Source organism: Novosphingobium sp. BL-S-20 (genome assembly GCF_055521635.1).
Genome location: NZ_CM145493.1, coordinates 914,449 through 938,774 on the forward strand (window position 1 = coordinate 914,449; position 24,326 = coordinate 938,774).

General features: G+C 66.0%; 20 protein-coding genes. 8 read left to right on the forward strand and 12 right to left on the reverse strand.

Annotated elements, in window-relative coordinates:
• The first annotated feature begins 1 nt into the window (after nucleotide 1).
• On the forward strand, nucleotides 2–595 hold the full coding sequence (locus ACZ1II_RS03925) for a YoaK family protein (protein ID WP_465144493.1): 594 nt from the start codon (nucleotides 2–4) through the stop codon (nucleotides 593–595).
• A gap of 71 nt (nucleotides 596–666) precedes the next feature.
• Here the strand turns inward: ACZ1II_RS03925 and ACZ1II_RS03930 are convergent, their stop codons facing one another.
• Nucleotides 667–3,591, reverse strand: a complete 2,925-nt coding sequence (locus ACZ1II_RS03930; protein WP_465144494.1) for a TonB-dependent receptor — start codon at nucleotides 3,589–3,591, stop codon at nucleotides 667–669.
• A gap of 419 nt (nucleotides 3,592–4,010) precedes the next feature.
• Between ACZ1II_RS03930 and ACZ1II_RS03935 the strand changes: the two genes are divergently transcribed.
• The 3 genes from ACZ1II_RS03935 (at nucleotide 4,011) to ACZ1II_RS03945 (ending at nucleotide 8,305) form a co-directional block, all read left to right on the forward strand.
• Nucleotides 4,011–4,760 carry a siderophore-interacting protein gene (locus ACZ1II_RS03935; RefSeq protein ID WP_465144495.1) on the forward strand — a complete coding sequence of 250 codons (750 nt, stop codon included), beginning with the start codon at nucleotides 4,011–4,013 and terminating at the stop codon, nucleotides 4,758–4,760.
• Nucleotides 4,761–4,899: 139 nt separating this feature from the next.
• The gene (locus tag ACZ1II_RS03940; protein WP_465144496.1) at nucleotides 4,900–5,469 is read left to right on the forward strand and encodes a TetR/AcrR family transcriptional regulator; all 570 of its coding nucleotides are present in this window, start codon (nucleotides 4,900–4,902) and stop codon (nucleotides 5,467–5,469) included.
• 520 nt (nucleotides 5,470–5,989) lie between these two features.
• Entirely contained in the window at nucleotides 5,990–8,305 is a 2,316-nt protein-coding gene (locus tag ACZ1II_RS03945) for an adenosylcobalamin-dependent ribonucleoside-diphosphate reductase (protein WP_465144497.1), read from the forward strand.
• Nucleotides 8,306–8,308: 3 nt separating this feature from the next.
• Here the strand turns inward: ACZ1II_RS03945 and ACZ1II_RS03950 are convergent, their stop codons facing one another.
• The 8 genes from ACZ1II_RS03950 to ACZ1II_RS03985 form a co-directional block, all read right to left on the reverse strand.
• Nucleotides 8,309–8,887 (reverse strand): DedA family protein, encoded by a 579-nt coding sequence (locus tag ACZ1II_RS03950; protein WP_465143119.1) that lies wholly within the window; start codon nucleotides 8,885–8,887, stop codon nucleotides 8,309–8,311.
• Between the two features lie 59 nt (nucleotides 8,888–8,946).
• Nucleotides 8,947–9,264, reverse strand: a complete 318-nt coding sequence (locus ACZ1II_RS03955; protein ID WP_465143120.1) for a hypothetical protein — start codon at nucleotides 9,262–9,264, stop codon at nucleotides 8,947–8,949.
• 122 nt (nucleotides 9,265–9,386) lie between these two features.
• Entirely contained in the window at nucleotides 9,387–10,073 is a 687-nt protein-coding gene (locus ACZ1II_RS03960) for a hypothetical protein (protein WP_465143121.1), read from the reverse strand.
• Nucleotides 10,074–10,159: 86 nt separating this feature from the next.
• On the reverse strand, nucleotides 10,160–10,792 hold the full coding sequence (locus tag ACZ1II_RS03965) for a DedA family protein (RefSeq protein ID WP_465143122.1): 633 nt from the start codon (nucleotides 10,790–10,792) through the stop codon (nucleotides 10,160–10,162).
• Nucleotides 10,793–10,799: 7 nt separating this feature from the next.
• Nucleotides 10,800–11,936: a glycosyltransferase family 4 protein gene (locus ACZ1II_RS03970; RefSeq protein ID WP_465143123.1), complete on the reverse strand. Its 1,137-nt coding sequence runs from the start codon at nucleotides 11,934–11,936 to the stop codon at nucleotides 10,800–10,802.
• A 223-nt stretch (nucleotides 11,937–12,159) separates the two neighbouring features.
• Complete coding sequence (locus ACZ1II_RS03975) at nucleotides 12,160–13,557, reverse strand: efflux transporter outer membrane subunit (protein ID WP_465143124.1); 1,398 nt, start codon at nucleotides 13,555–13,557, stop codon at nucleotides 12,160–12,162.
• Between the two features lie 4 nt (nucleotides 13,558–13,561).
• Entirely contained in the window at nucleotides 13,562–15,511 is a 1,950-nt protein-coding gene (locus tag ACZ1II_RS03980) for a MacB family efflux pump subunit (protein WP_465143125.1), read from the reverse strand.
• Nucleotides 15,512–15,519: 8 nt separating this feature from the next.
• The gene (locus tag ACZ1II_RS03985) at nucleotides 15,520–16,713 is read right to left on the reverse strand and encodes an efflux RND transporter periplasmic adaptor subunit (RefSeq protein WP_465143126.1); all 1,194 of its coding nucleotides are present in this window, start codon (nucleotides 16,711–16,713) and stop codon (nucleotides 15,520–15,522) included.
• A gap of 78 nt (nucleotides 16,714–16,791) precedes the next feature.
• Between ACZ1II_RS03985 and ACZ1II_RS03990 the strand changes: the two genes are divergently transcribed.
• From ACZ1II_RS03990 to ACZ1II_RS04005, 4 genes are all read left to right on the forward strand, one after another.
• On the forward strand, nucleotides 16,792–17,538 hold the full coding sequence (locus ACZ1II_RS03990) for a response regulator transcription factor (RefSeq protein WP_465143127.1): 747 nt from the start codon (nucleotides 16,792–16,794) through the stop codon (nucleotides 17,536–17,538).
• Entirely contained in the window at nucleotides 17,535–18,821 is a 1,287-nt protein-coding gene (locus ACZ1II_RS03995; RefSeq protein WP_465143128.1) for a sensor histidine kinase, read from the forward strand. Before ACZ1II_RS03990 ends, ACZ1II_RS03995 begins: the two co-directional genes overlap by 4 nt.
• 107 nt (nucleotides 18,822–18,928) lie before the next feature.
• The gene (locus ACZ1II_RS04000) at nucleotides 18,929–19,609 is read left to right on the forward strand and encodes a response regulator (protein WP_465143129.1); all 681 of its coding nucleotides are present in this window, start codon (nucleotides 18,929–18,931) and stop codon (nucleotides 19,607–19,609) included.
• Nucleotides 19,609–20,961 (forward strand): ATP-binding protein, encoded by a 1,353-nt coding sequence (locus tag ACZ1II_RS04005; protein ID WP_465143130.1) that lies wholly within the window; start codon nucleotides 19,609–19,611, stop codon nucleotides 20,959–20,961. The genes ACZ1II_RS04000 and ACZ1II_RS04005 overlap by 1 nt, the downstream gene beginning before the upstream one ends.
• Before the next feature lie 178 nt (nucleotides 20,962–21,139).
• Here ACZ1II_RS04005 and egtD read toward each other — a convergent pair whose 3' ends face one another.
• The 3 genes from egtD to ACZ1II_RS04020 all read right to left on the reverse strand — a co-directional run bounded on the left by egtD (nucleotide 21,140) and on the right by ACZ1II_RS04020 (nucleotide 24,323).
• Nucleotides 21,140–22,132 (reverse strand): L-histidine N(alpha)-methyltransferase, encoded by a 993-nt coding sequence (egtD, locus tag ACZ1II_RS04010; RefSeq protein WP_465143131.1) that lies wholly within the window; start codon nucleotides 22,130–22,132, stop codon nucleotides 21,140–21,142.
• A gap of 1 nt (nucleotide 22,133) precedes the next feature.
• Nucleotides 22,134–23,411: an ergothioneine biosynthesis protein EgtB gene (egtB, locus tag ACZ1II_RS04015; protein WP_465143132.1), complete on the reverse strand. Its 1,278-nt coding sequence runs from the start codon at nucleotides 23,409–23,411 to the stop codon at nucleotides 22,134–22,136.
• Between the two features lie 186 nt (nucleotides 23,412–23,597).
• Nucleotides 23,598–24,323, reverse strand: a complete 726-nt coding sequence (locus ACZ1II_RS04020; protein ID WP_465143133.1) for a YoaK family protein — start codon at nucleotides 24,321–24,323, stop codon at nucleotides 23,598–23,600.
• Nucleotides 24,324–24,326 lie beyond the last annotated feature (3 nt).

Sequence of the window (24,326 nt, forward strand, 5' to 3'; positions counted from 1 at the left end):
GATGACGTGGATCGCCGGCTATCTCGATGCGGTGGGCTATGTTCAGCTTGGCCATCTCTACGTGTCGTTCATGAGCGGCAATTCCACCCAGCTCGGCATGGCACTGGCGGAAGGCCGCCCCGTGGCGCTGATACTTGCAATCATAGCTTCCTTCGTACTGGGAAGCGCCCTCGGCACCTTGCTGGCCGAGACCAGCACGAAATTTGCGCTCGTGGCGGTATTCGTGGGCGAGATTGCGGTGTTTCTGGTTGCGATCGGTCTCGTTCTGTCCGGGCACGGTCGGATCGGGCTGGCACTTGTCGCGGTCGCCATGGGTATGCAGAATACCCAGCATCAGGCCATTGCGGGAGCCGATGTCGGCAAGGGCTTCATCACCGGGGTGCTCTTCGCGTTCGGGGCCTCGCTCGTGCATTGCCTGCAGGGCAAGGTCCGGCCGCTTCAGGTTCTGTCGAATTTCCTGTCCTGGGGTGCGTTCGTGGCGGGCGTGTTTGCGGGAGCGCTTGCACTCGCGGGAATGGGACTGGCGCTGTCGCTGGCTGTTGTCGTCCTGCTGCTGGGCATGGCGATATGCGCGATCTTTCCGGGCGTGTCCTAGAGCGGTTTCCGTGCCGGAAATGCCCCCTCGTGAGGGGCATTCCCGAACGGGGTCTGAAGTTGTAAAATGCTCTAAAGCTGCATCGTCGCGCCGGCGAGGTAGCGCTTGCCCGGATAGCTGATTTCCGTGAGGCGCATGTCGCCAGCGGTCGCACGTTCCGTTTCGCCGGTAAGGTTCTTGGCTTCCACGAATACCGAGACCCCGGTTCGCGGAATCCGGTAGGAGACGCGGGCGTCCAGATAGCCGGTACCGTCCCGGTACACCGGATTGCCCGAGCGTTCGGCGGCTGTCAGCAGGTACTTGCTCCTGCCGTTATAGGCCAGTCGCGCGTTGATGCCGTATTTGTCGTAATAGGCGATCAGGTTGTAGCTGTGCTTGGAAAGTCCGGGGAAGTCCAGTTCCGAGCCGTCGAGTTCGTTGTAGAGACCGACGTCCTGCGCGGTGCTGTAGGTATAGTTCACGATGGCGCCGAACCCGTCGAGCGGGGAGGGCAGGAAAGTGAAAGCCGTCTGCGCGGAAAGCTCAACGCCGCGGATTTTGGCGCCGCCGCCGTTGATCGGCTGGGTCACGTCGTAGAGGATTCCGTCCTTGAACAGGTCCACCCCGGTACGCAGCGTGCGGCCGAGGATGAAGCTCTTCACGTCCTTGTAGAAGAACGAGGCGTTGAACAGCGTGTCGCGGTTGGCGTACCAGGCCAGGTTCACGTCGAACTGGTTGGCGCGGTAGGGCTTGAGGTCGGGATTGCCCGCCGCGCAAGTGTCGAGCGTTCCTTCCTCGGCATCCAGGGTGAGGTCGTAGATGCAGTTGGCATTGGGAACGAGGTCGGTCGGCTTCGGACGGGCCATGACTTTCGCATAGCCGAGGCGCAGGGTCACGTTGCGGCCGAAATCCACCGCCAGGTTGGCGCTGGGCAGGATGTCGTCGTAACGGTTGTTCAGCGTTACCGACTGGGTGCCGACGATCACGATGCTATTGGTGCCGCTGACCGGATCGGTCACCCGCTCGCGCCGGACGTTGGAGCCGGTCACATGGGTGCGGGTGGCGACATAGCGCACGCCGACATTGCCGGAAAGCGAGAGGCCCAGCAGTTCGCCTTCCAGATTGGCCTTGAGGTACGTCGCGGCGATCGTCTCGGACAAGTCGTGATCGGGGATCTGCGCCAGACCGTTGCAGGTCCGGATGCAGTCGCGATTGAAACCGGACAGATCGAAATAGTCGGCCACGGCATCGAAATTCGGCGCGAGCCAGGATTGCGGCAGGCCGGTTGTGTCGATGCCGCCGCCGTTGAAGAAGGTGCCCGGGGTCTGTTCCGAGGAATCGGCGATGAACTGCGCGAGCTTTTCCGGAGTCCAGACCAGCGCGGTCGCACCGTTCGACCGGATCGCGACGTCATAATCGACATTGGCGGTCGGCACGGTGGTTCCGTCAGGCTCGACGCGCCCGCCGCCGCGATAGCGTAGCGATCCCGACTTGCGGTATTGGACACCCGCCTCAAGACTGCGCAGCACAGGGCTGTCCAGATCGTAATCGGCGTCCAGCTTGAACTGGGTTTCCTTCGTGGTCACTTCGTCGGGGCGATACTCCAGCGACGGGCCGACGGGGCGGATGCCGCTCGTGTAAGTAGAGACGTCGGCGGGATCGTAACCCTCCGGGAACGTGAAGCGGGGAATGCCGGTATCGGGATCGAGCACGATGCTGATCGAGGGAATCGAGGCGCTGAGGCTGATCGTCTTGCTGTCGCTCTTCACCGTGGCTTTCGAGGAGACGGCCAAGCCGGTCAGGTGCAGCCGGTCGACCTCCCAGTCGAAACCGCCCGAGAGATAGCGCGAGCGCTGGTTGTAGATGAAGTCGCGCTTGGTGGAGCTGAAGATCGATCCCGCGCCAGTGGTGTCGGTGGGGGCGGTAGGGGCCGTGATCAGCTCGACCGCGTTGTTGTTCTCGTCCGTGACCACCGTGCCGGTGGCGAAGCGCGTGGCCGCGGCCAGGTTGATCGCATAGTTGTAATCGATCATCCGGTTGCGGCGGCGGTTGTATTGTCCTTCGACCCAGGCGTTGAGATTGTCGGTGAACTGGTATTGCAGGGTTCCCATGGCCGAGATGCGCTTGTCGTCGCGCGTCCAGATGCCGTAGCGGGGAATGCGCGGCGTGTTGTCGTAGAACTGCCGCTGGCAAGCCGCGCGCAAGTCCGGACCCTGCGGGACGCGGCGGCAACCGGCCAGCGAAGTGATGTCGCTGAAGTTCGGATTGGGTACGACCACCCGGTCGTCGCCGTTGAAATCAGCCAGGCGTACCCACTCGGTATTGCGGATGAAGTCGCCGCGCGTGAGGTTGTGGTCGTAGGTGACGTTGAACAGCACGCCCAGGCGGCCGTTCAGGAACTTGCGGCCCGCCGTCAGGTTGGCGCGGGGCCTTACCGTCTTGTCGGCGCCGTCCAGCACCTGGCCCGAGAGCATGGCCGAAAGCAGCGGCTTCTGGAGTTCCAGCGGCTTGCGGGTCTTGATCGATACCGTCCCGCCGATGCCGCCTTCGGTCATGTCGGCGGTATAGCCCTTGAAGACGTCGATCGATTTCACCAGTTCCGAGGCGAGTTCGCGGAAGTCTGCCCCGCGCTCGCCGCTCCCGCTGTTGCCGAGCAGGGAGACGCCGTTGATCTCCACGCGGTTGAGGTCCGGCTCGACGCCGCGGATGGAGACGGCGACGCCTTCGCCGAATTCCCGCTGCAACTGGACGCCGGTGATACGCTGAAGCGCCTCGCCGATGTTCTTGTCCGGGAATTGGGAGACGTCTTCCGCCACGATCGAATCCGCCACGGTATCCGCACTGCGCTTGCGGGCGATCGCCGATTCAAGGCTGGCGCGGGTGCCGACCACGACGATCTGCGGGTCCTCGGGTGGCGGCGCTTCCTCGGCCCCGGCGGCAAAGGCCCAATTCCCCGCCAGGATCGTGGTGGCTGCCGCATGCCATGCTAGTCGTTTCGATCGCCGGTTCTTCGTCATCTATCGCACCCCTGTTCTCAACTGAATCAGTGGAGAATGGATAGCGGATGCCTCTATTAGTCCGACAAATTATTGTTTTTCCGGGGCCAACTTCTTCTATATATTTGGAATGTAAAACCATATTGCGGGATTTTTGAGGGGTATGGCCTGTATTTCCAACCCATCCGGAAATTCCTGAAACCGATCCGTTGGAAGCCGATTTCCGCCGGGACTTGCCGCTTTCGGGCTGCGGCGTTCGATCTCGAAATCTATGCAAATGACTGAGTGAATTGGACAATATTCTATAAGAAAACCTCATAGCAATGATGGGCGAAAGAGTGGGCTGTCGTAAGATTTTATTGCTGTGCGCTCTTGCAGATGCGGATACCCGTGAGTATCTGAATAGAAGGGAAGGCCCAGCCCGCTCGCAGGAGAGCCCATTGAAGCATCAGATCAACCGCATTCGCCACGAACTGCACCGCCGCACGCTGGCGGTCAGCCGGACCGAGCATGTCACGCCGAACATGCTGCGTCTTACCCTGGCGGGCGAGGAACTCGCCGGTTTCACCAGCCTCGCGCCCGACGATCACATCAAGGTCTTCGTACCGGAAGGGGAGGCGGGCGGCATGGCGATGCGCGACTATACGCCGCGTCGCTACGATGCCGAGCGGAACGAACTGACCATCGATTTCGCTATTCACGAGGCCGGGCCGGTTACGGCTTGGGCCGTCGGTGCGAAAGTCGGTGACGAGGCGCGGATAGGCGGGCCGCGCGGCTCGCTGGTGGTGCCGCAGGACTTCGACTGGTGGCTGCTGGTCGGCGACGAGACCGCGCTCCCCGCGATCGGCCGCCGGATCGAGGAATTCGCGCCGGGCACTCCGGTCACGAGCATCGTGGCCGTGACCGGGGCAGCGGAGGAACAGTCTTTCGAGACCGAGGCGCGGCATGAGGCGATCTGGGTCCATCGTCCCGCCGGACAGGCAGCGGATGCCGCGCCGCTGCTGGAGGCTTTGCGTACTTTCGTGCCGCCGCCGGGCGACGGTTTCATCTTCATTGCCGCCGAGGGCGGCGTGACGCGGACCTTGCGGACTTACGTGCTGGAAGACCTTGGCCATGTGCCGCAATGGCTCAAGGCCAGCGGCTATTGGGTCAAGGGTGCGGCGGATACGACCGAGAAGTTCGAAAGCTGACCCGAAACCCGTTTCCAGCGGGCGGAAACGGGAATACGAAATTCCAATGAGTATCCGACATGGCGCCTTGCGGGCGCCCTGTCGGCAAGACCAGGAAAAGGCCGCCCGGAAGAGGCGGGCCGACAGGAGAAGTGGGCATATGACGCGCTTGACGCGAAGCGAAACCCAGGCGCTGACGCGCCTGCGGCTGTTGGAATCCGCGCGCGAACTGTTTCGCCGCGACGGCTATGCCGTGACCTCGCTGGATCGCATCGCCGAGGCGGCGGGCTATAGCAAGGGGGCGGTCTATTCGAACTTCGACGGCAAGGAGGCGATCTTCCTCGCCGTGCTGGAATCGGAGAACGAAGAGAACCTTCAGGGCCTGTTGGGGCGTCTGGAGAAGGTATCGGAATCCGCAGATATCGTGGATATCCTAGCAGAATGGGCGGATGAGCGGTCGCAGTTCGGCGGCTGGTCGCTGACGATCCTGGAACATGCCCGCGTGGCGCAGGGGAAGGACTCGCTGCGCCGCCAGGAAGCGATCGTCCGGTCGCAATGGCAGAGGCTTGGGATATACCTTCTGGGCCGCTTCCCGCACTGCACTGCCGAGGCCGAGACGCTGGGGGCGCTGTTGTTCGAGATCGCCTTCGCTCCGGCCCTGACGTTCGTGGCAGAGCCGCGTGCCGGAGACCTCGTGCGGCTTGCGCTTCCGCCCTTGCTGGAGCGCTGAGCAGCCTTCCTCCACCATGAAAATTTCGGTGCCGGGTTGTATTTGAAAAACCGATCGGTATCCTGATCTCCATCGCTGCCCAAAGGGTTGGGCGCGATGGAGATACCGCCATGATCGCTGCCCAGGCGCCGCTTCGCGCCCTGATGATTCACGCCTTCAGGGCGGCCGGACGCAGGCCGCGGTGGGTTTCGCGCTTGAGTTTTGCAGTTCCTTCCCCGTCGTCCCCGCCCTTCGGCTGGCCGGCAGGCCGGCCGCTCAGGATGAACTGCCCAAAGGGCAGGCGGGGACCCCGCTTCTTGCCCGCGGCCTCGCCAAAGGAAGCGGGGCCCCGCCTTCGCGGGGGCGACGGGGTTTAGGTTGCGCAGTTCGACGCACACCCATTCCCCGGTCGTGACTATCGCTCCGCCCTGAAGCGGCCATCGCTCACCGACAACCAAATGCGCCTGGAGGCCGTTACACCGGTGATGGTCCTCGGGCAGGCGCGCGCCCGCCGTCCATCCGCTTTCTACAAGGAACCAACATGTCCGCCCCGACTTCGTCCGGCCCGCTCGACCAGCCCGTTACCCTCCACGTCTGGAAGGAGAAGTATCGCCACGCCGACGAGCAGAGCCCTTCGGACACGTTCCGCCGCGTCGTCGCGGGGGTCTATGCCAAGGACGATCCGGCCCATGCCGCACAGGCGCTGGCGGCGCTGGAGGCGCGTGACTGGGTGCCCGGCGGGCGCATCTTCGCAGGCGCGGGCACCGGCAAGCGCGTCACCTGGATAAACTGCTTCGTCAGTCCGACGATCCAGGATTCCATGGATACCGAACCGGACCTGCCGGGCGTCGGCATCATGGATGCGCTGAAAGTCGCTGCCTTCACCCAGCAGCAGGGCGGCGGCATCGGCATGGATTTCGGCACGATCCGCCCGGACGGCGCCCTGGTGGCGCGCACCGCTTCGGTCTCTTCGGGCGTGATCCCCTTCATGGTCATGTGGGACGGCATGTGCGTGACGATCCGCAGCAGCGGCTCGCGGCGCGGGGCGATGATGGCGATGCTGCCGGTCTGGCACCCGGACGTGATCGCCTTCATCGAGGCGAAGACGCGCAAGGACGTGCTCAAGAACTTCAACGTCTCGGTGGCGATCACCGACGATTTCATGGCCGCGCTGGAGGCCGACGGCGACTGGGACCTGGGCTTCCCGATCCCGCGCGCCGACGGCAGCCATGTCGCCGTAACCGAGCGCGACGGCAAGCCCTGGTACGTCTATCGCCGCATGCGCGCGGCGGAACTGTTCGATCTCATCACCCGCACGACTTACGAATATGCGGAACCCGGCGTCGTCTTCGTGGACCGGGTGAACCGGCTCAACAACCTTTCCTATTGTGAGACGATTTCCGCGACCAACCCCTGCGGCGAGCAGCCCCTGCCGCCCAACGGCGATTGCGATCTCGGTCACGTCAATCTCGCCAACATGGTGCTCGATCCTTTTACCAGCGAGGCGCGGGTCGACTGGGATCGATTGGCCGCGACGGTGCGGATCGGTGTGCGCTTCCTCGACAACGTGCTGGAAACTTCACCTTTCCCCACCGAGGACCAGCGGCTGGAAGCCCAGGCCAAGCGCCGCGTCGGGCTGGGCTTCACCGGGCTGGGCAACCTGCTCCAGCAGCTCGGCCTGCGCTACGGCGCCGAGAGCGTGCCGATGGTCGAGGAAATCTGCGCGGCCATGGCGGCGGAGGCCTATCGGGGCTCGATCGATCTCGCGAAAGAGCGCGGACCGTTCCCGGCCTATGACAAGGACAAGTTCGCCCGCGCGCCGATGCTGGACAAGTTACCTGCCGACATCCGCAAGGACGTGGCGAAGCACGGCATCCGCAACGGCGTGTTGCTCACCATCGCGCCGACCGGCACCACCAGCATCTTCTACGGGAATGTCAGTTCGGGCATCGAGCCGAGCTTTTCCTGGCGCTACAACCGCGCCGTCGTCGTCGAGCAGACCGCGACCGAGCAGCGCACCGAGAGCTTCATGGTCGAGGACTATGGCTGGTATCTCTACAGCCGCCTGCCCGGTTTCGATGCCGCCGCGCCGCTGCCGCCCTACATGGTGACGGCGCTGGAGCTATCGGTGGAGGACCATATCGCCGTGGCCGCCGCCGCGCAGAAATGGGTGGATGCGGCGATCTCGAAGACCATCAATTGCCCGGCGGACATGTCTTACGAAGCATTCCGGGCTGTCTACCTCTCGGCCTGGGAAAAGGGCATGAAGGGCTGCACCACCTATCGTCCCAGTGGCGTGCGCGGTTCGGTGCTGTCGGAGCCGGTCGCGGAAAAGCCGAAGCAGGCGGAGGCGCCGTCCTTCCCGGCCGAGGCTCCGGTGCCGAAGCGGCCGGAGACGCTGCAGGGCCGCACGATCAAGATCAAATGGCCGGTGGACGGGGAGAACTACTACCTCACCATCAACGACTATCTCGCGCCGGACGGCCGCCGTATTCCCTTCGAGATATTCATCAATACCAGCTCGGCTGAGAACTTCGAGACGATGGCGGCCTTGACGCGCACGCTCTCGGCGGTCTGCCGCAGGGGCGATGCGGTGTTCATCTTCGAGGAGCTGGAGCGGGTCCATTCGGCCAAGGGCGGGGCTTTCGTGGCGCTGGAGAACGATACCAAAGGCCGCTACGCGCCGAGCCTGATCGCGCTGATCGGGCGCATCCTGCGCGAGCATGCGCAAGGCCCGGTCGCTGCGCCCGCTGCCGCTGCAGCGGGAGAGACCTGTCCGAACTGCGGAGAGGACGCGGCGATCATGATGGAAGGTTGCCTCACCTGCCAACAATGCGGCTTCAGCAAATGCGGGTGAGGTTCAGTCCTTCGCTGCCATCGAGCGATTGAGCCGTCCCCGCACCAGCAGGGCCACGGCCGTTGCGACGGCCACGAGCGCGGCAATCGCCAGCGCGACGTGGCCGAAGCGGCGCAAATGACCGAAGGCCATTTCGACGCCTTCGCCGAAGCTGTAGCCGATCCCGGCGATCACGACGCCCCAGAATATCGCGGCAAGGGCATTGAGCAGCACGAAGCGGTGGGTCGGAACGGCGGACGTGCCGATGGCGATCGGGCTGATCGTCCTCAGGCCGTAGAGGAAGCGAAAGGCGAGGATGAAGCCGGTTGGGTGACGTTCCAGCATCGTCAGGACGCGTGCGAAAGCGGGTCTTTCGGTGACTTTGCGCACCAGTCTGTGCGAGCGGAAACGGCGACCGAGCAGAAAGAAGAACTGGTCCGCCACAAACGATCCGATCGCGGCGGCGATCATGACGCCGTAGAGCGGCAGCAGGCCCTGATGCGCGATCAGGCCGCCGGTCATGACGACGGTTTCGCCTTCCAGTCCAGCCCCGAGAGCAACGGCGGGAAGGCCGAACTGGGCGATCAGAGCTTCTATCGACATCAGTCAGGAACGGGGCGACTGCCGCGCGGTTCCGCTACCGTTCGCGGGATTCCGCAAATTCAGAGCTTGTCGTCGACCAGGCGCAGACGTGCCCCGCCGCCCACGGCGATCGACGAGCCATCCGGATATTCGATGGTCCCATCGGGCCGCAGCAGTGCGTACTCGGCGGAATCGAGGCTGCCGTTGATGGTGACCGGAGTGATCGTGGAAAGGGGAATGGCGTCTCCCTTCACCTTGAAGGTATCGATGCGCCAGGCGAGCACCTGATCCATTTCAGCGGGAACGGCCTGTTCCTGGCCGAACCGGGGCCGGGTGGAGATATAGAAACCTTCGCTTGCCGGCACGCAGGCCGTCGAAATAAGTTCGTGATCCGCCACGCCGTTTTATCCCAGATTGCCCCCGCGTGCGGTTCCGGCGAATAAGACGGAACCGACAACGCAAGCGCTATACTAACCGGGCTTACGGTATCCTTACAGCGCTTTGTGCACAGTTTTCTATCTCAGAGGAGATTCGCAGCGACGGCGGGCGATGCAATGCTTTGCGCTTCTTCCGTGGCTGACGCGCGGGCGGCGCCGTATTGCGTTTCCCAGGCCAGCAGGTCGGCCTGGTACTGCTCGTAGCTGTCGAAGAAGGCGCGGAAAGGCGCTTCGGCGCGGGCGAGGCCGGTCGACGTGGCGAAGCTTTCGAGCTGCGCGGCAGGCACGGTCTGGAGCGCGGTGGTCAGCTCCAGTGCGGCCTGGCATAGCGACGGCACCACCGGGGGCAGGGCGAAGAAGTTGTAGACCTGGGTCTGGTAGGCCTCGCGCTCGCGGATCGCCTTGGCGCCGAAACGGACCTTGTATTCCTTGTCGAGGTTCTTGTTCGTGGTCGCCAGCGACTTGGCGTACTTCTTCTGGAACTCGGTATAGCCCGCCAGGATCGGCGCACCTTCGGCGCCGGTGCAGTTGAGCGCCGCGACATTGTAGGCCGAGCGCAGGTTCCACAGCGCCTGGGCGGCGGAAATCTCGCTGTTCACGGTGCGGCGGGTGCCGTCGGCCGCCTTGGCGGGGACGGCCATGTTCGGGGATGCGCCCAGCGGTGGCATCGGGCGCGGCGGGATCACCGCGACGACGGGCGGTGGCGGCGGGGTCTCGGCTACCTTCGGCGTGCCGCTGCACCCGGCCAGCAGTGCCGCCGTGCCGCCCATGAAAATTCGTCCGCCCGGGAAAATTCGTCCTATCGTCTTCACGCGCATTCCATCACCCCATCGCTTGCTGTCGTCATGCTGAAACTTCATGCTCTCGACCGCTTCCGGCGCCCCAGCAGGCGCGAACCGAGCAGGGTCACGCCCATCGCCACTGCCGCGAGCACGAGGCCGCCGAGCACCAGTTTGCTCTCGTCCAGCGCCAGCGCCGCGCCGAGCGGACCGGCAGCGAGGTAGCCGGGCGCGAACATCAGCGGCACCCAGAGGCAGGCCGAGGCGATGTTGGCGATCTGGAACGGCCGTCTGGGCATGGCGAGTACGCCTGCCACCAGCGGCACCGTCGCGCGGATCGGGCCGAGGAAGCGGCCCATGAAGATCGCCGCGAAGCCGTATTTGCGGAAGAACAGGCGGGTCCGCGCCACTGCCGGGCGGTGCCGGTTCAGCGGCCAGCGGCGATAGACGCGCGGGCCGATGCGGTTGCCGAAAGCATAGGAAACCCAGTCGCCAAGGATCGACCCGGCGACGGCCCAGAAGAAGATCGGCCAGGCATCCAGCGTGTCGGCGCCGATCAGCCCGCCGATCGCCAGCATGACCGCCGTTGCGGGCACAAAGAGACCGACGATCGCCAGCGATTCCCCGAAGCAGAGCAGGCCGACGACCGGCCCAGCCCAGATCCCGTGGGTCTGGACGAAGGCGCTGGCATGGGCGATCACCTCTTCCATCGAACCGTCAGGCCGCCCGCGAGATCAGGCCGAGGTCCTGCGCCGAGGGCGGCGCAAGGCTGCGTCCGAGCAGGTCCATGTAGCATTCGAGGACCTGGTGCGAGGCGCCGTCCCAGTCGTAGGCCTTGCTGGCCTCGCGGGCGAAGGCACCCATCTGGGCGCGGCGGCGGCCGTCCTGCACCAGCAGGCGCAGCGCCTTCATCGCGCCGTCCTCGTCGCCGTGGGCGAAGAGCAGGCCGGAGCCGCCCTTCAGCAGATTGCGCCCGCTCGGCACATCGACGCAGACGGTCGGCAGGCCCGAGGCCATGGCCTCCAGCGTGACGTTGCCGAAAGCCTCGGTCGTGCTGGGGTTGAGGAACAGGTCGGCGCTGGCCACGGCGCGGCCGAGATCGGCGCCCATCAGGTGTCCGGCGAAGCGCGCCTCCGGCAGCTTCTGTTCCAGCCATTGGCGTTCGGGGCCGTCTCCGACCACGAGCGGGCGGACCGGGAGCCCTTCCGCGATCAGGCGGCGGCAGAGCGCGGCGAAGGCTGCAAGGCCCTTTTCGCGCACGAGGCGGCCGAAATGGAGCACGGCCACTTCGCCGTCGGCCACGCCCATCGCCCGGCGCCAGGCCTCGTCGCGGGCGAGCGGGGTGAACTGGCTGCGATCGACGCCGCGACCCCAAAGGTGGGTCTTCTCACCCAGGCCTTCCAGCGCGAACTCCTCGGCGATGGCCGGGGTGGGCACGAGGATGCGGTCGGAATTGCGGTAGAAGCGTCCGAGGTGGCGCTCCATCGCCGGGCGCACGAGGCTGGCGCCGTAGAAGGCGGCATATTTCTCGAAGCGGGTGTGCAGGCTGGCGACGACGGGGATGCCCGACTGCCGGGCGAAGCGCTGGGCGGCGGTGCCGGTCCAGTCCGGCGCCGAGACGTGGACGATTTCCGGGGCGAACTCGGCCAGATGGGCGCGGATGCGACGCGGCAGGCCGAGGCCGAGGCGGTAGTCGCCGCGTCCGGGGATCGCCACCGATGGCACCGAAATCAGCGTGCCTTCCGGCGCGAAGGCGGGGGTCGGCGAAGTCGGCGAATAGACGCGCACGGTGCAGCCGCGCCGTTCCAGATAGCCGACCAGACGGTTCAGTGCCTGATTGGCACCATCGCGCACGTAATTGTAATTTCCGGAGAAAAGCGCAACTCGCGGGCGCCGGGAGGTGGGGGAGGGGCGAGATGCGACAGTGTGGCGCGTGCCGGGCGCGAGTTCGACTTGCGGCTTCATATCCTGATTTCGATGTTGCGGCCGGCAGATACAAAACCTGCCGATGCTCGAAATCCCCGCTATTCCGGCCCGGCTTACGACAACCTTACAAGCCTGTAAGGTTGCGTTGCGTTCAGGATCCGGGAGCCGTTTCGCCGCCCAGCGCCTGATAGACCTGCACCTGGGTGACGAGCTGGTTGTAGCGGTTTTGGATCAGGCCGGTGCGGGCGGTGCGCAGGCGTTCCTGCGCGTCGAGCCAGCTGCGCAGGGTGATCGCTCCGGCGCGATACTGGCGTTCGTAGAGCTGCTCGGCATCGCGCGCGGCGGTGTAGTTGGCTTCCACGAAGCCCGCCTGCCGCAAGTACTGTTCGCGGGCCGAGAGCGAGACCTGGGTGTCGCGCAGGGCGTCGTAGAAGGTCTGGCGGAACGACTGCACCGCGATCTCGTAATCGGCGCGAGCGATACCGGTGCCGAGGCGGACTTTCTCCGGGTTCAGTTCCGCCAGTGAAAGTACCGCGCCGAGGCTGGCGCTGGGATCGCTGAAGAACTTGAGCAGAGAGGAACTCGCGGTGCCCAGCGTGCCGGTGAGGCTGAAGCTGGGGTAGTAGCTGGCCACCGTCGCATCACTGGTCGCTAAAGTCTTGCGCAGGCGCAGTTCGGCGGCGGCGAGGTCCGGGCGGCGGGCGAGCAGCGAGACCGGGGCCTCGGCGGCGATGGCGGGCAGGGGCTGCCGGGGGAGGGTCTTGAGTTCGGCGCCTTCGTAGGACTGACGGCCGAGCAGTGCGGCGATGGTCTTCAGCGCCGAGACGCGGGCCTGCACCAGCTGGGTCTGCGAGGCCTCCTGTGCGGCGAGGGACTGTTCCGCATCACGCAGTTCGACGCGCGAGACCGCTCCGGCATCGTACTGGCGCTGCACCAGTGCCAGCGCGCGGCGGACATAGGCCAGGCTTTCCTCGCCGATGGCGATCTGCTCATTGGCATAGCCGAGCTGCCACCAGGCCTGGGCCGTCGTGCCGATCAGCGAGAGGCGGGTTTCGGCAAGGTCCTGCGCGCTTGCCTCGGCTTCCCACTTCGCGGCGTCGGCGGTGGCGCCGAGGCGGCCGAACAGGTCGAGTTCCCACGAGACGCCGACCGATGCGGCGCTGGACTTCGCCCAGTCCGCGCCGCCGTTCAGGGCTTTCGAACCGTTGGACGAGAGGCTGGCGTTGCCGCTCGGGAACAGGCCCTGCCGGGCCTGCTCGGCGGAGAGATGCGCCTGCTTCAGCCGCAAGCCCGCAGCGGCGAGATCGGCATTGGCGGCCAGGACCTGATCGACCAGCGCCGTGAGGGCGGGGTCGCCGAACTCGTTCCACCACGGCGCGCCTGCGGTTCGCGCCGGGCCTTGCGAGGTCTGGTCCCAGCCTGCCGCCACCGGCAGTTCCGGCGCGGCATAGTGGGTGCGCGTCACGCCCGCGCAGCCGCCGGTCCACAGCGCGAGAAGCGAGATCGCGACAAGCCGGGCGGGGCGGAAGGGTCTGGTCTGCTCGGGCACGGGATCAGTCTCTCGAAAGGGCGTCGACCGGGTCGAGCCGGGCCGCGCGGCGGGCGGGCAGGAAGCCGAAGACCACGCCGATCAGGGTGGAACAGGCGAAAGCGGCCACGATCGACGTCACCGAATAGGCCATGCGGAAGTCGATCGGCGTGAACGCAACCGCTACGCCCACCGCCAGCGACAGGCCGACACCGATCACCCCGCCGATCAGGCAGACCAGCACCGCCTCGATCAGGAACTGCTGGAGAATGTCCGACTGGCGCGCGCCCACCGCCATGCGCACGCCGATCTCGGCGGTGCGCTCGGTAACGGAGACGAGCATGATGTTCATCACCCCGATCCCGCCGACGATCAGCGCGATCACGGCGATGGCGGCGATCAGCAGGGTCATCGTGTTGGTGGCGTTGGTGATGGTCTCGCGGATATCGTCGGAATTGCTGATGAAGAAGTCGGTGGTGCCGTGGCGCTTGGCGAGAAGTTGCGTCACCGCCGCTTCCGCCGCCGAAGTCGAGGTGTCGTCGTTGACGCGCACGGTCACGCTCGACAGATAGGTCTGGCCGAGCATGCGGCTCATGACCGTGGTGTAGGGGACATAGGCGGTCAGGCTGTCGCTGCCGCCGAAGCCCTGCTGCTGGGTGCCGACGACGCCGACCACACGGGCGGGCACTTTGCCGAGCAGCACGACTTTGCCGAGCGGGTCCTCGCCGTTCGGGAACAGCGTGTCGCGCGAGTTTTCGTCGATCACCACGTCCTGTGCCAGTTCGCGCACGCTCTGCGCATCGAAGAGGCCGCCGGAGATGAGTTCCAGCCCGCGCACCCGGAAGTAGTCGGCGCCGACGCCGCTGACCTGGGCGGTCGCCGCGACATTGCGGTAGCGGGCGGTCACGCTGGTCGAGACGCTGGGCGTCACGCTGTCCACATACGGCAGCTGCGCCAAGGCATCGGCATCGGCGTCCTTAAGCGTTTCGATCCTGGCCGAGCGCATGTCGCCGAAGCTCTTGCCGGGATAGATCGTCAGGGTATTGGTGCCGAGACTGCTGATGTCGGAGAGGATTTTCTCCTGCGCGCCGCCGCCCAGCGCCACCACCGAGACCACCGAGGCAATGCCGATGATGATGCCGAGCATCGTCAGGAACGTGCGCAGCTTGTGCGCCGACATGGCGAGCACGGCCATGCGGAAGGCTTCGCGGAAGCGGTCGAGGACCTGCTGGAAGCCGCTGGCGACAGGGGGGACCTTCTGCACCGCCGGGCGCACCGCATTCTCGCGGGTGCGGCGGTCGTCGATGATCTCGCCGTCGCGAATTTCGATGATGCGGTTGGCGTGCTCGGCCACTTTCATGTCGTGGGTGACGATGATGACGGTGTGGCCCTCGGCGTGGAGTTCGCCGAGAATGCGCATGACTTCGACGCCGCTGGCGGAATCGAGCGCGCCGGTCGGTTCGTCGGCGAAGATCACTTCGCCGCCGTTCATAAGCGCGCGCGCGATCGAGACGCGCTGCTGCTGGCCGCCGGAAAGCTGGCCCGGCCGGTGCCCGGTCCGCTCGCCGAGGCCGAGCCGGGCGAGAATTTCCCGTGCCCGTCCCGCCCGTTCGCCGCGTGCGCGGCCTGCGTAGACGGCAGGCACTTCGACATTGCCGAGCGCGGAAAGGTCGGTCAGCAGGTGGTAGCGCTGGAAGATGAAGCCGAAGTGCTCGCGGCGCAGCGCGGCGAGTTCGTCCGGCTCCAGATCGCCGGTATCGCGGCCGTTTATGCGGTAGGCGCCGGACGTCGGCCGGTCGAGGCAGCCGAGGATGTTCATCAGCGTCGACTTGCCCGAGCCGGACTGGCCGACGATGGCGACCATCTCGCCCGCCTCGATCGACAGGTCGATGTCCTTGAGTGCGGCGAAGACGCCGTCGCCCGAGGGGTACTCGCGCCGGACGTGCGAGAGCGAAATGAGCGGGGTGCGGGTCATCGAGCGGCTCAGACCGGAGGTGGCCCCATCGGCCCCTGACTGCTCTTGGCCTCGGCTTTCGCTTCGCCGACGACCACGGATTCACCTTCCTTCAGGCCCGAAAGCACTTCGGCGCTGATATTGTTGTCGATGCCGATGCGCACCTTGCGGGTGGCGATCCTGCCGTCCTCGCCTTTCACGCGAACGCTGTAGGTGCCGTCCTTGCCCTTGGCGCCGAGCGCGGTCGAGGGGATCATCAGGGCATTGGCGCGGCGGGCTAGCACGATGCTGACCTTGGCAGTCATCAGCGCGCGCAGGCGGCCATCCTCGTTGGGCACTTCAAATAGCGCATTGTAATAGATCGCCGAATCCGAAGTGCTGCTGGACGAGCTGGTCGATGTGGAATCGACTTCGTTGACGATCGATTCCGGCGCCGGCTCGATCAGCCGCAGCTTCGCTTCGTAGCGCTTGTCGGGATCGCCGAGGATGGTGAAGTAGACCGGCAGGTCCGGCTTCACATTGATGACGTCGGCTTCCGATACTTCGGCCTTCACGGTCATCACGTCGAGCTTGGCGAGGATGACGATGGTCGGTGCGGACTGTACCGAGTTGACCGTCTGGCCCTGCTTGGTGACGATCGCCACGACCACACCGTCCATCGGCGCGGTGATCTTGGTGAAGCCCAGTTGCACTTCGGCGGTGTTGACGCTCACTTCGGCGGCGCGGATCTGTGCGAGCAGCGCCTCGTAGCTCGCCTGCGCGGACTGGAGTTCCTGCCGCGCCGTCTCGAAGTCCTGCTGCGAGGTCGCCTCGCCCGCGCCGAGCGCCAGTTGCCGCTGGTAGGCGAGATTCTGGCGGGCCAGCGTGGCTTTTGCGCCCGCCGCCTGCGCCTTCATGTTGGCTAGGTCGGCGCGGGAGGTGTCGAGGCTGTTGGTCGCGGTGCGGGGATCGATCTTGCCGATCAGGTCGCCCTGATGGACGACATCGCCCACCGCCACGTTCAGTTCGTCGAGCCGTCCGGAGACCTGCGCGCCGACGCTGACGAGTTCCTTCGGTTCCAGCGTGCCGGTGGCCTCGACCGTCTGCTCCATCGTGCCGCGCGTGACCTTGGCTGTCGCGACGACGGGTTCGGCAGGGCCGGAGAACAGTTTCCAGACGAGAAACAGGGCGAGGGCGGCGGCAACGAGAATGCCCCCGATCACGAGACGGCGCTTGGTCGACATGCCCTTTGCTATGGAGCGAGACGCGCGGCTTGTGGGTAAGGACTTCGCAAGCGCTCTGTAAAGTTTCCGTAAGGGCGCGTGGCGGCGGCTGACATGTGCGGCGCTTTGCGGCATCAGTGCGGGGTGCAAGAGGAAGCCAGACGCATCCTGCTGATCGACGACGATCTCGAACTGGGCGCCATGCTCGGCGAGTATCTCGAAAGCGAGGGATTCCGGGTCGAGATCGTCACCGACGGTCTGGACGGGATCGAGCGCGCCCTCTCTGGCGAACACGATGCGGTCGTGCTGGACATCATGCTGCCCCGGCTGAACGGCATCGAAGTGCTGCGCCGCCTGCGCGAGAGTATAGACGTGCCGGTCATCATGCTCTCCGCGCGCGGCGACGAAGTGGACAAAGTGATCGGCCTCGAACTCGGCGCCGACGACTATGTGGCCAAGCCATGCTTTCCGCGAGAACTGGTCGCCCGGCTGCGCGCGAACATGCGCCGTCATCAGCCTGCGGATCGCGGCTCACCGCTTCCTTCGGTATGCCGGTTGGGGGCGCTCGAAATCCAGATCGCCGCGCGCCGGGCCTCGTGGCGGGGCGAGCCGGTCGAACTGACCGCTTCGGAGTTCAACATCCTGCTCGTCCTCGCGCGGGCGGGCGAGGCGGTGTCGACCAAGGACGAACTCTCGCTGCGCGGTCTCGGCCGGGCGCGGCAGAGCTACGACCGCAGCGTCGACGTGCATGTCAGCAACTTGAGGATCAAGCTGGAAGCGGCTTCCGCAGGCGCCGCGAATGTCGAGACCATTCGCGGGGTCGGCTACAGGTTGCAGGTGTCATGATCCGGCTGCGGCTGTTCTGGAAGATCCTGCTGGGCTTCCTGGTGACGTTCCTGCTGATGACCCAGGCGGTCTGGCTGCTCTTCGCCTTGCGCGACGACCGCGAACTCCCGGCGTTCCTGATGACCGAGCAGATCGGTCCTGCCGTGCTGGAAGCGGGTGTGCAGGCGCTCTCTGCCGGAGGACGCCCACGCTACGAGCAGATGGTCTCGCACCTGCCGCTGGGCCAGCGCCTGCGGCTGGACCTGATGGAAGCCCGCCATGCCGCGCCGTTTTCCGGTGACGGCGAGACGGCCGTGCTCGAACGCCGGGTGCGCGATCCGTCCGGAACCGAGTGGCTGCTGCGCTTCCGCTATCATCGCGATGGCGAGCGGTGGCGCTTCAACGTGCCGCCCGAACTGGTGGGGATCGGGTGGGTGGCGGGGCTGCTGTTCAGCGGTTTCCTTGCCTGGTATCTGGTCCTGCCGATCAACCACTTGCGGCACGGTTTCCGGCGTCTGGCGCGCGGCGAACTGACGGCGCGGGTCTCGCCGGAGATCGGCCGCCGCCGCGACGAAGTGGCGGACCTTGCCCATGAATTCGACGGCATGGCGCGGCGTCTCGAACATCTCGTCGCGAGCCGGGACCGGCTGCTGCACGATGTCTCGCATGAATTGCGCTCGCCGCTGGCGCGGCTGCAACTGGCCATCGCGCTCGCCCGGCAGAGCCCTGAGCGCTTCGAGCACTCGATGGACCGGATGGAGCGCGAGGTCGAGCGGCTCGACGGCATGGTCGGCGAATTGCTCATGCTCGCCCGCGCCGAGAACGACCGGGATTCGGACGAGAACTATTTCGATCTCGTGGCCGTGACGGAGAGCGTGTTGGCGGATGCGCGCTACGAGGCGCAGCCCAAGGACGTGAAGATCGACTTTGCGCTGCCGGATCGGAAAACCGAAGAGCTTCCGCCGGTGCGGGGCAATGCCGAACTGCTGCGCAGCGCGATCGACAATGTCGTGCGCAATGCCTTGCGCCATTCGCCGCGCGGGGGACGGATCGAGGTCCGCGCCGAACTGCTGTCGGACCCGGAGACTTTCCGCATTTCGGTCAGCGACGAAGGGCCGGGTGTGGCCGAGGGCATGGAAAGCGCGATGTTCGAGCCGTTCGTGCGCGGCGGAACCGGTTCGGGCGGCGGGTTCGGGCTGGGCCTGACCATCGCCTCGCGGGCCGTGGCGACGTGCGGGGGATCGATTGCCGCCGCGAACCGCGCGGAAGGGGGCCTGCGGGTGACGATCGAGGTTCCCGTCTGATCGCGCCGCCTGTTGCACCTTAGGGCCATCCCCGCGATAGATGCGGGCATGACAGCGATAAAGGGCAGCCCCCCGTCGAGGAGAACCAGCCTGAGAGGGGCTTTCCCATGCGTCTGCTGATCGTCGAGGACAATCCCGAACTCGCGGACCTGATCGGCACGCACTTGCGCGAGGCGGGGTTCGGCAACGACATCGTCGCCACCGCCGAGGAAGCGCGCATCCTGGTGGACGCGGGCAACCATTCCGCGCTGCTGCTCGACCTCGGCCTGCCCGATCAGGACGGCATCGAATTGCTGCGTTCGCTGCGCGCGGCCGGGCATTTCCTGCCGGTGCTGGTGCTGACCGCGCGCTCGGCGATCGCCGACCGGGTGGCCGGGCTGAATGCCGGGGCGGACGATTACCTGCCCAAGCCTTTCGCCGCCGAGGAACTGATCGCCCGCGTCGCCGCGCTGCTCCGCCGCTCCCTTGGTGAGAACGGCGGCGAGATCGCCTGCGGGCGTCTGCGCTACGAACTTGCCTCGCAGACGGTGCGAGTGGCAGAGACCAGCATCGTTCTTGCCCCGCGCGAAGTGCAGCTGCTGGACCTGTTGATGCGTCACCGCGACAAAGTGGTGCGCAAGACCCAGATCGAATCGGTGTTCTTCGGCCTCGGTGAGGAATTTTCCTCCAATGCCGCCGAAGTCAGCGTGCACCGGTTGCGGCGACGGCTCCAGTCGCTGGAGGCGGGGATCGAGATCGTGACGGTGCGCGGCCTCGGTTATCTGCTGCGCGCCGCGCCCGAGGCCTGATGCGCAGCCACTCGATCCTGCGGCGCATCCTGCTGCTCCATGCGGCGGCGACCTTGGTGACGGCAGTGCTGGCGGCCTGGGGGGCGATGCTGCTGATCGACAGCACCGGCGACCGGCTGCAACGCCAGGTGCTCGACGAATATGCCCAGAAGATGCAGGGCGGCCTGCATCGCCAGAAGGGCGGCTGGTCGATCTCGGAGGAGTCCGCCTCGGCGCTGCGCGGCGGGGGTTCCAGCTTCAGCTTCTGGATCGAGGATCAGGGGCGCCCCGTCAGGATTGAGAACTTGCGCTCCGATCCCTCGCTTGCCGTACCGACGCGCACGGGAACCGCCTATTTCAAGCGGGTGAAGGGACCGAGGATCTATTCGGGCGTTTCGATGCCGCTGATCGGCGAGCCGGGAAGCTGGCTGGTGATCGTCCAGAACCTCGATCATCCCGACGTTATCTTTGATGACTTGCGCGCGGATATCGCACTGGTGGGCGGGGCCTTGCTGGCGGTGTTCCTGATCGGGCTGCTGGCGGTGGATGTCGCCATCGTGCGCCAGTCGCTGGCGCCGCTCAAGCGCGCCTCGCGCGAGGTCGGGCAGGTTTCGCCCTATCAGCTCCAGCAGCGCGTCGATACGGCAGGGATGCCCGAGGAAGTCCTGCCGCTGCTCAGCGCGATCAATGCCGCGCTCGACCGGGTGGAGGAGGCCTATCGCATCGAGCGCGATTTCGCGGCAGATGCGGCGCACGAGTTGCGCACGCCACTCTCGATCCTGCGCCTGCTGGTGGAGCAGGAAGGATCGCTAGAGGCCCAGCCGCGCCTGCAACGCCAGATCGACGCGCTGGAAGCCATGGTCGAGCGTCTGCTGCTGCTGGCCGAAGTGGACGCCATGGCCTGCGATCCCGGCGAAGTGACGGACATGCGCGCGGTGGCCGAAGAGCGCGTGGCGGCGATCGCGCCGCTGTTCATCGCGCGCGGACAGGAGATCGAGATCATCGGGGCGGAGCGGATGCTTGTCTTCGCGCCGCATCATCTGGCGGCGCGGGCGCTCGACTCGTTGCTGGAAAACGCGATGAAGCATACACCACCGGGGACGCATGTGGTGGTCACCGTCGACCCCGCCGCGGAGATCCGGGTCAGCGATGATGGACCGGGCTTGCCGGAAGGTGGGGAACTGTTCGCGCGGTTCTTCTCCGCCCGCCGCGATTTCAAGCGCAGTTCGGGGCTGGGATTGGCGATCGCCAGCGAACTTATGGCGCGCAGTGGCGGCAATCTGGAAGCGGAGGGGAATCTTCCTACGGGTGCGGTGTTCCGGATGCGGTTTCATCCGGTGCCGATACCGCCTCCTTCGTCGTTAAGAGCATAGGACGGTTATCCGCTTAAATGGCGAAGAGAGCTGCTCTGCAGTCATGCAATTGGTGCTGGTGAAGAACAAGCGGGGTCCCCGCCTCCGCGGGGACGACGGAGTTTGGTTGGGACGGAGCGGGTTTCCGCGTCCTTTTGCTAGCCGTTCGCGTTCGTAGGGTATCGGAACGGAGGCGCTTCTAAGGCTCCTGTTGTCCGCCATCCGCCTTCGCCAGTATCAGCGAGAAGTCGCCTTGCGGGTCCGTCCAGTGCTCCAACGCGTGCCAGCCAGCGGCGGCGAGCAGGACGCGCATTTCTCCGGGGCGGTACTTGTGGCAGTTTTCGGTGTGGATCGTTTCGCCGCACTCCATGCGGAAAGGCCGACCGTCCACCTCGAAACGCAGCGCGCGGCGCGCCTCAAGGTGCATCTCGATACGGCTGGCGACCGGATTCCAGCGCGCGACATGGCGGAACTCGCCGACCGGGATCGAGCCGCCGAGTTCGCGGTTGATGCGCTGGAGCAGGTTGAGGTTGAACAGCGCCGTCACCCCTCCCGCGTCGTCATAGGCGGAGACGAGGCGCTCCGGCGCTTTCACCCGGTCGATGCCGATCAGCAGATAGGCCCCTTCGCCCAAGGTCTCGCGCATCGAGCGCAGCAGGTCCACGGCGGCATCGGGGGTGAGGTTGCCGATCGTCGAACCCGGAAAGAAGCCCAGCATCCGCTCCGTATTTTTCAGGGGCAGATGTACCGGCTCCATGAAGTTCGCCTCGACCGGAACGATGGTGAGCGCCGGGAACAGTTCCCCGAGCGCGGCGCAGGCCTCGTCCAGAAATTCGCCGCAGATATCGATCGGCACATAAGTTGCCTCCGGCATGGCACGAAGGAGGATGCGCGTCTTGATCGAGCTGCCGGAGCCGAACTCCACGACCGTGGCATCGCTGCCGATCCGTGCCGCGACGGCGGGGCAATGCTCCTGGAGCAGCGTGGTCTCGGTGCGAGTGGGATAATATTCGGGGACCTGGGTGATCGCCTCGAACAGTTGCGAACCGCGCATGTCGTAGAACCAGCGCGCGGGAATGGCCTTCTGCGGCTGGGCCAGCCCGCGCAGCACTTCGGCACGGAAGGCGGGGTCGGGCTGGACGGCGGGACGGGCATTCGGGGTTTCGTCGATCCGGGGGGCTGTCAGGTACATGTCAGAGGCTCCTTGCGAGACGAAGGCCGGTGAACTGCCAGCGCTGGTGCGGATGGAAGAAGTTGCGGTAGCTGGCGCGCATGTGGCCGCGCGGGGTGGCGCAACTGCCGCCACGCAGCACGAACTGGCTCGACATGAACTTGCCGTTGTATTCGCCCACCGCGCCTGCCGCCGGTCGGTAGCCGGGCCAGGGGCGATAGGCCGATCCGGTCCATTCCCAGACATTGCCGTATAGGGAGGCAAATCCGTCGTTTTCCGTTTCCGGGCGCGGATGGACTGCCTCGGCCCGGTCGAGCTGCACCTCGCCCGCTGGATCGCGGGTACGAGCGGCGGCTTCCCATTCCTGCTCGGTTGGCAGGCGGGCACCGGCCCATGTCGCGAAAGCGTCGGCCTCGTAGAACGAGATGTGTGTGACCGGCGCTTCGGGATCGACGGGATGCCAGCCCGAGAGCGTGAAATGCTCCCACTGCCGCCCGCCGCCGCGCCAGTAGAGCGGAGCGTTGATATCCTCGCGCCGCACCCAGTCCCAACCATCGGAGAGCCAGAGCGCGGCGGTGCTATAGCCCTGGTCGGCGATGAATTCGATCCACTCGCCATTGGTGACCGGGCGGTTGGCCAATGCATGGGGCGCCAGCCACACCGGGTGGCGCGGTAGTTCGTTGTCGAAGGCGAAGCGCGCGTTCTCGTCCGCGCCGATATCGAACCGGCCTTCCGCACCTTCGATCCAGCGCAGCGGCACGCTCCGGTCGGTCCGCCGGGGCAAGGGCGGCGCATAGGCCGGGCCGAGAGGATTGCGGGAGAACAGGTGTTTGATATCGGTCAGCAGGAGTTCCTGATGCTGCTGCTCATGCTGGATACCCAGTTCGATCAGGTCGCCGTGCCGCTCCAGCAGCAGGGGCAAGGCTTCCAGCATGGCCGCTTCGACATGATCGCGATAGGCGAGCACTTCGGAGACTGTGGGACGGGTCAGCAGGCCGCGCTCCGGACGGGCGAGGCGGGCGCCTTCGGCCTCGTAATAGCTATTGAACAGGAAGGGCCAGCGCTCGTCGTGCAGGCGATAGCCGGGGGCGTGATCGCGTAGCAGGAATGTCTCGAAGAACCAGGTCGTATGGGCAAGGTGCCACTTGGCGGGCGAGGCGTCCGGCATCGACTGGACGGTGGCATCCGCCTCGTTCAGGTTCTCGGCAAGGGCGCGGCTGAGATTTCGGGTGCGGAGGAACCTGTCGGCCACCTGTCGGGAAGAGGAACTAAGGTCCGCATGGTTCGACTGCTCCTTCATGGTCTCTCCTTCCGCTACCCGCGTGGGCACGCTTCATGCCCGGCTCCGGCGGGCGGACATGTATCGCGCGGACGCCGATGACGGAACAACACGAAGGTATGACCTGGGTAGTGCTTGGGAGAGCGGGAGGTTCCGGCGCAGGTAAAAATCCTGCGCCGGTTCGCCCGAAAGGTGCGATTGGCTCGCTCAAGCGCGATGAGGCATGGCGGCTTGAGGATCGCGTGCGAAGAGGAGGGTTGCGGTGAGGACGATGGCGCCGGCGAGGAGGAGGGGGATGGCGAGGCCGACGTGGAGGAGGAGGAGGGCGCCGATGGCGGCGCCGAGGAAGATCGACAATACGGCCCCGAAGCGGCGCAGGAGGTTGGGAGACTTTCCGGCAGTCCGGTCGGCGGCGATGCCGGTGATGGTGAGGGTGAGCACGGTGGTGGTCAGGTCGGGGACCTTGAGCGCGCGGACGGTGGCATTGCGCAGGCCCATGGCGAAGCCGGTCAGCACGATCACCGAGAGCACGGCGATCTCGGGGGCCTGGGCGGCGATGTCGATCTTCGTGGAGATGGCCGCGGCGATCCACAGTAGGGCGGTCTCGGCGATGGCGGCCCAGAGCAGCCAGCGGCGCAGCGGCAGGTCGACATGGGCGCGGGCGAGGCGGCCTGCGCCCCAGGCGCCGACCATGAAGGCCAGCAGCGCCATGACCGCCGGGATCACCTTGAAGCCCGGCGCGCCCGCCGTGGCGAAGCCGAGGAACACGACGTTGCCGGTCATGTTGGCGGTGAAGACTTTGCCGAGGCCAAGGACCGAGGCAGCATCGACGAGGCCGGTCGTGGCGGAAAGCAGCAGCAGCAGGCGCGGCAGGGTGGACTTGAGCGGGGTGGCAGGGCCGTTGGCGGGCGTAGTGGCGGGCGTGGCGGTCATGTC

Coding starts and splice junctions, on each gene's coding strand:
- ACZ1II_RS03925 (WP_465144493.1), top strand. CDS start 2: ATGACGTGGATCGCCGGCTATCTCGATGCGGTGGGCTATGTTCAGCTT.
- ACZ1II_RS03930 (WP_465144494.1), bottom strand. CDS start 3,591: ATGACGAAGAACCGGCGATCGAAACGACTAGCATGGCATGCGGCAGCC.
- ACZ1II_RS03940 (WP_465144496.1), top strand. CDS start 4,900: ATGACGCGCTTGACGCGAAGCGAAACCCAGGCGCTGACGCGCCTGCGG.
- ACZ1II_RS03945 (WP_465144497.1), top strand. CDS start 5,990: ATGTCCGCCCCGACTTCGTCCGGCCCGCTCGACCAGCCCGTTACCCTC.
- ACZ1II_RS03950 (WP_465143119.1), bottom strand. CDS start 8,887: ATGTCGATAGAAGCTCTGATCGCCCAGTTCGGCCTTCCCGCCGTTGCT.
- ACZ1II_RS03960 (WP_465143121.1), bottom strand. CDS start 10,073: ATGGGCGGCACGGCGGCACTGCTGGCCGGGTGCAGCGGCACGCCGAAG.
- ACZ1II_RS03965 (WP_465143122.1), bottom strand. CDS start 10,792: ATGGAAGAGGTGATCGCCCATGCCAGCGCCTTCGTCCAGACCCACGGG.
- ACZ1II_RS03980 (WP_465143125.1), bottom strand. CDS start 15,511: ATGACCCGCACCCCGCTCATTTCGCTCTCGCACGTCCGGCGCGAGTAC.
- ACZ1II_RS03985 (WP_465143126.1), bottom strand. CDS start 16,713: ATGTCGACCAAGCGCCGTCTCGTGATCGGGGGCATTCTCGTTGCCGCC.
- ACZ1II_RS03995 (WP_465143128.1), top strand. CDS start 17,535: ATGATCCGGCTGCGGCTGTTCTGGAAGATCCTGCTGGGCTTCCTGGTG.
- ACZ1II_RS04000 (WP_465143129.1), top strand. CDS start 18,929: ATGCGTCTGCTGATCGTCGAGGACAATCCCGAACTCGCGGACCTGATC.
- ACZ1II_RS04005 (WP_465143130.1), top strand. CDS start 19,609: ATGCGCAGCCACTCGATCCTGCGGCGCATCCTGCTGCTCCATGCGGCG.
- egtD (WP_465143131.1), bottom strand. CDS start 22,132: ATGTACCTGACAGCCCCCCGGATCGACGAAACCCCGAATGCCCGTCCC.
- egtB (WP_465143132.1), bottom strand. CDS start 23,411: ATGAAGGAGCAGTCGAACCATGCGGACCTTAGTTCCTCTTCCCGACAG.
- ACZ1II_RS04020 (WP_465143133.1), bottom strand. CDS start 24,323: ATGACCGCCACGCCCGCCACTACGCCCGCCAACGGCCCTGCCACCCCG.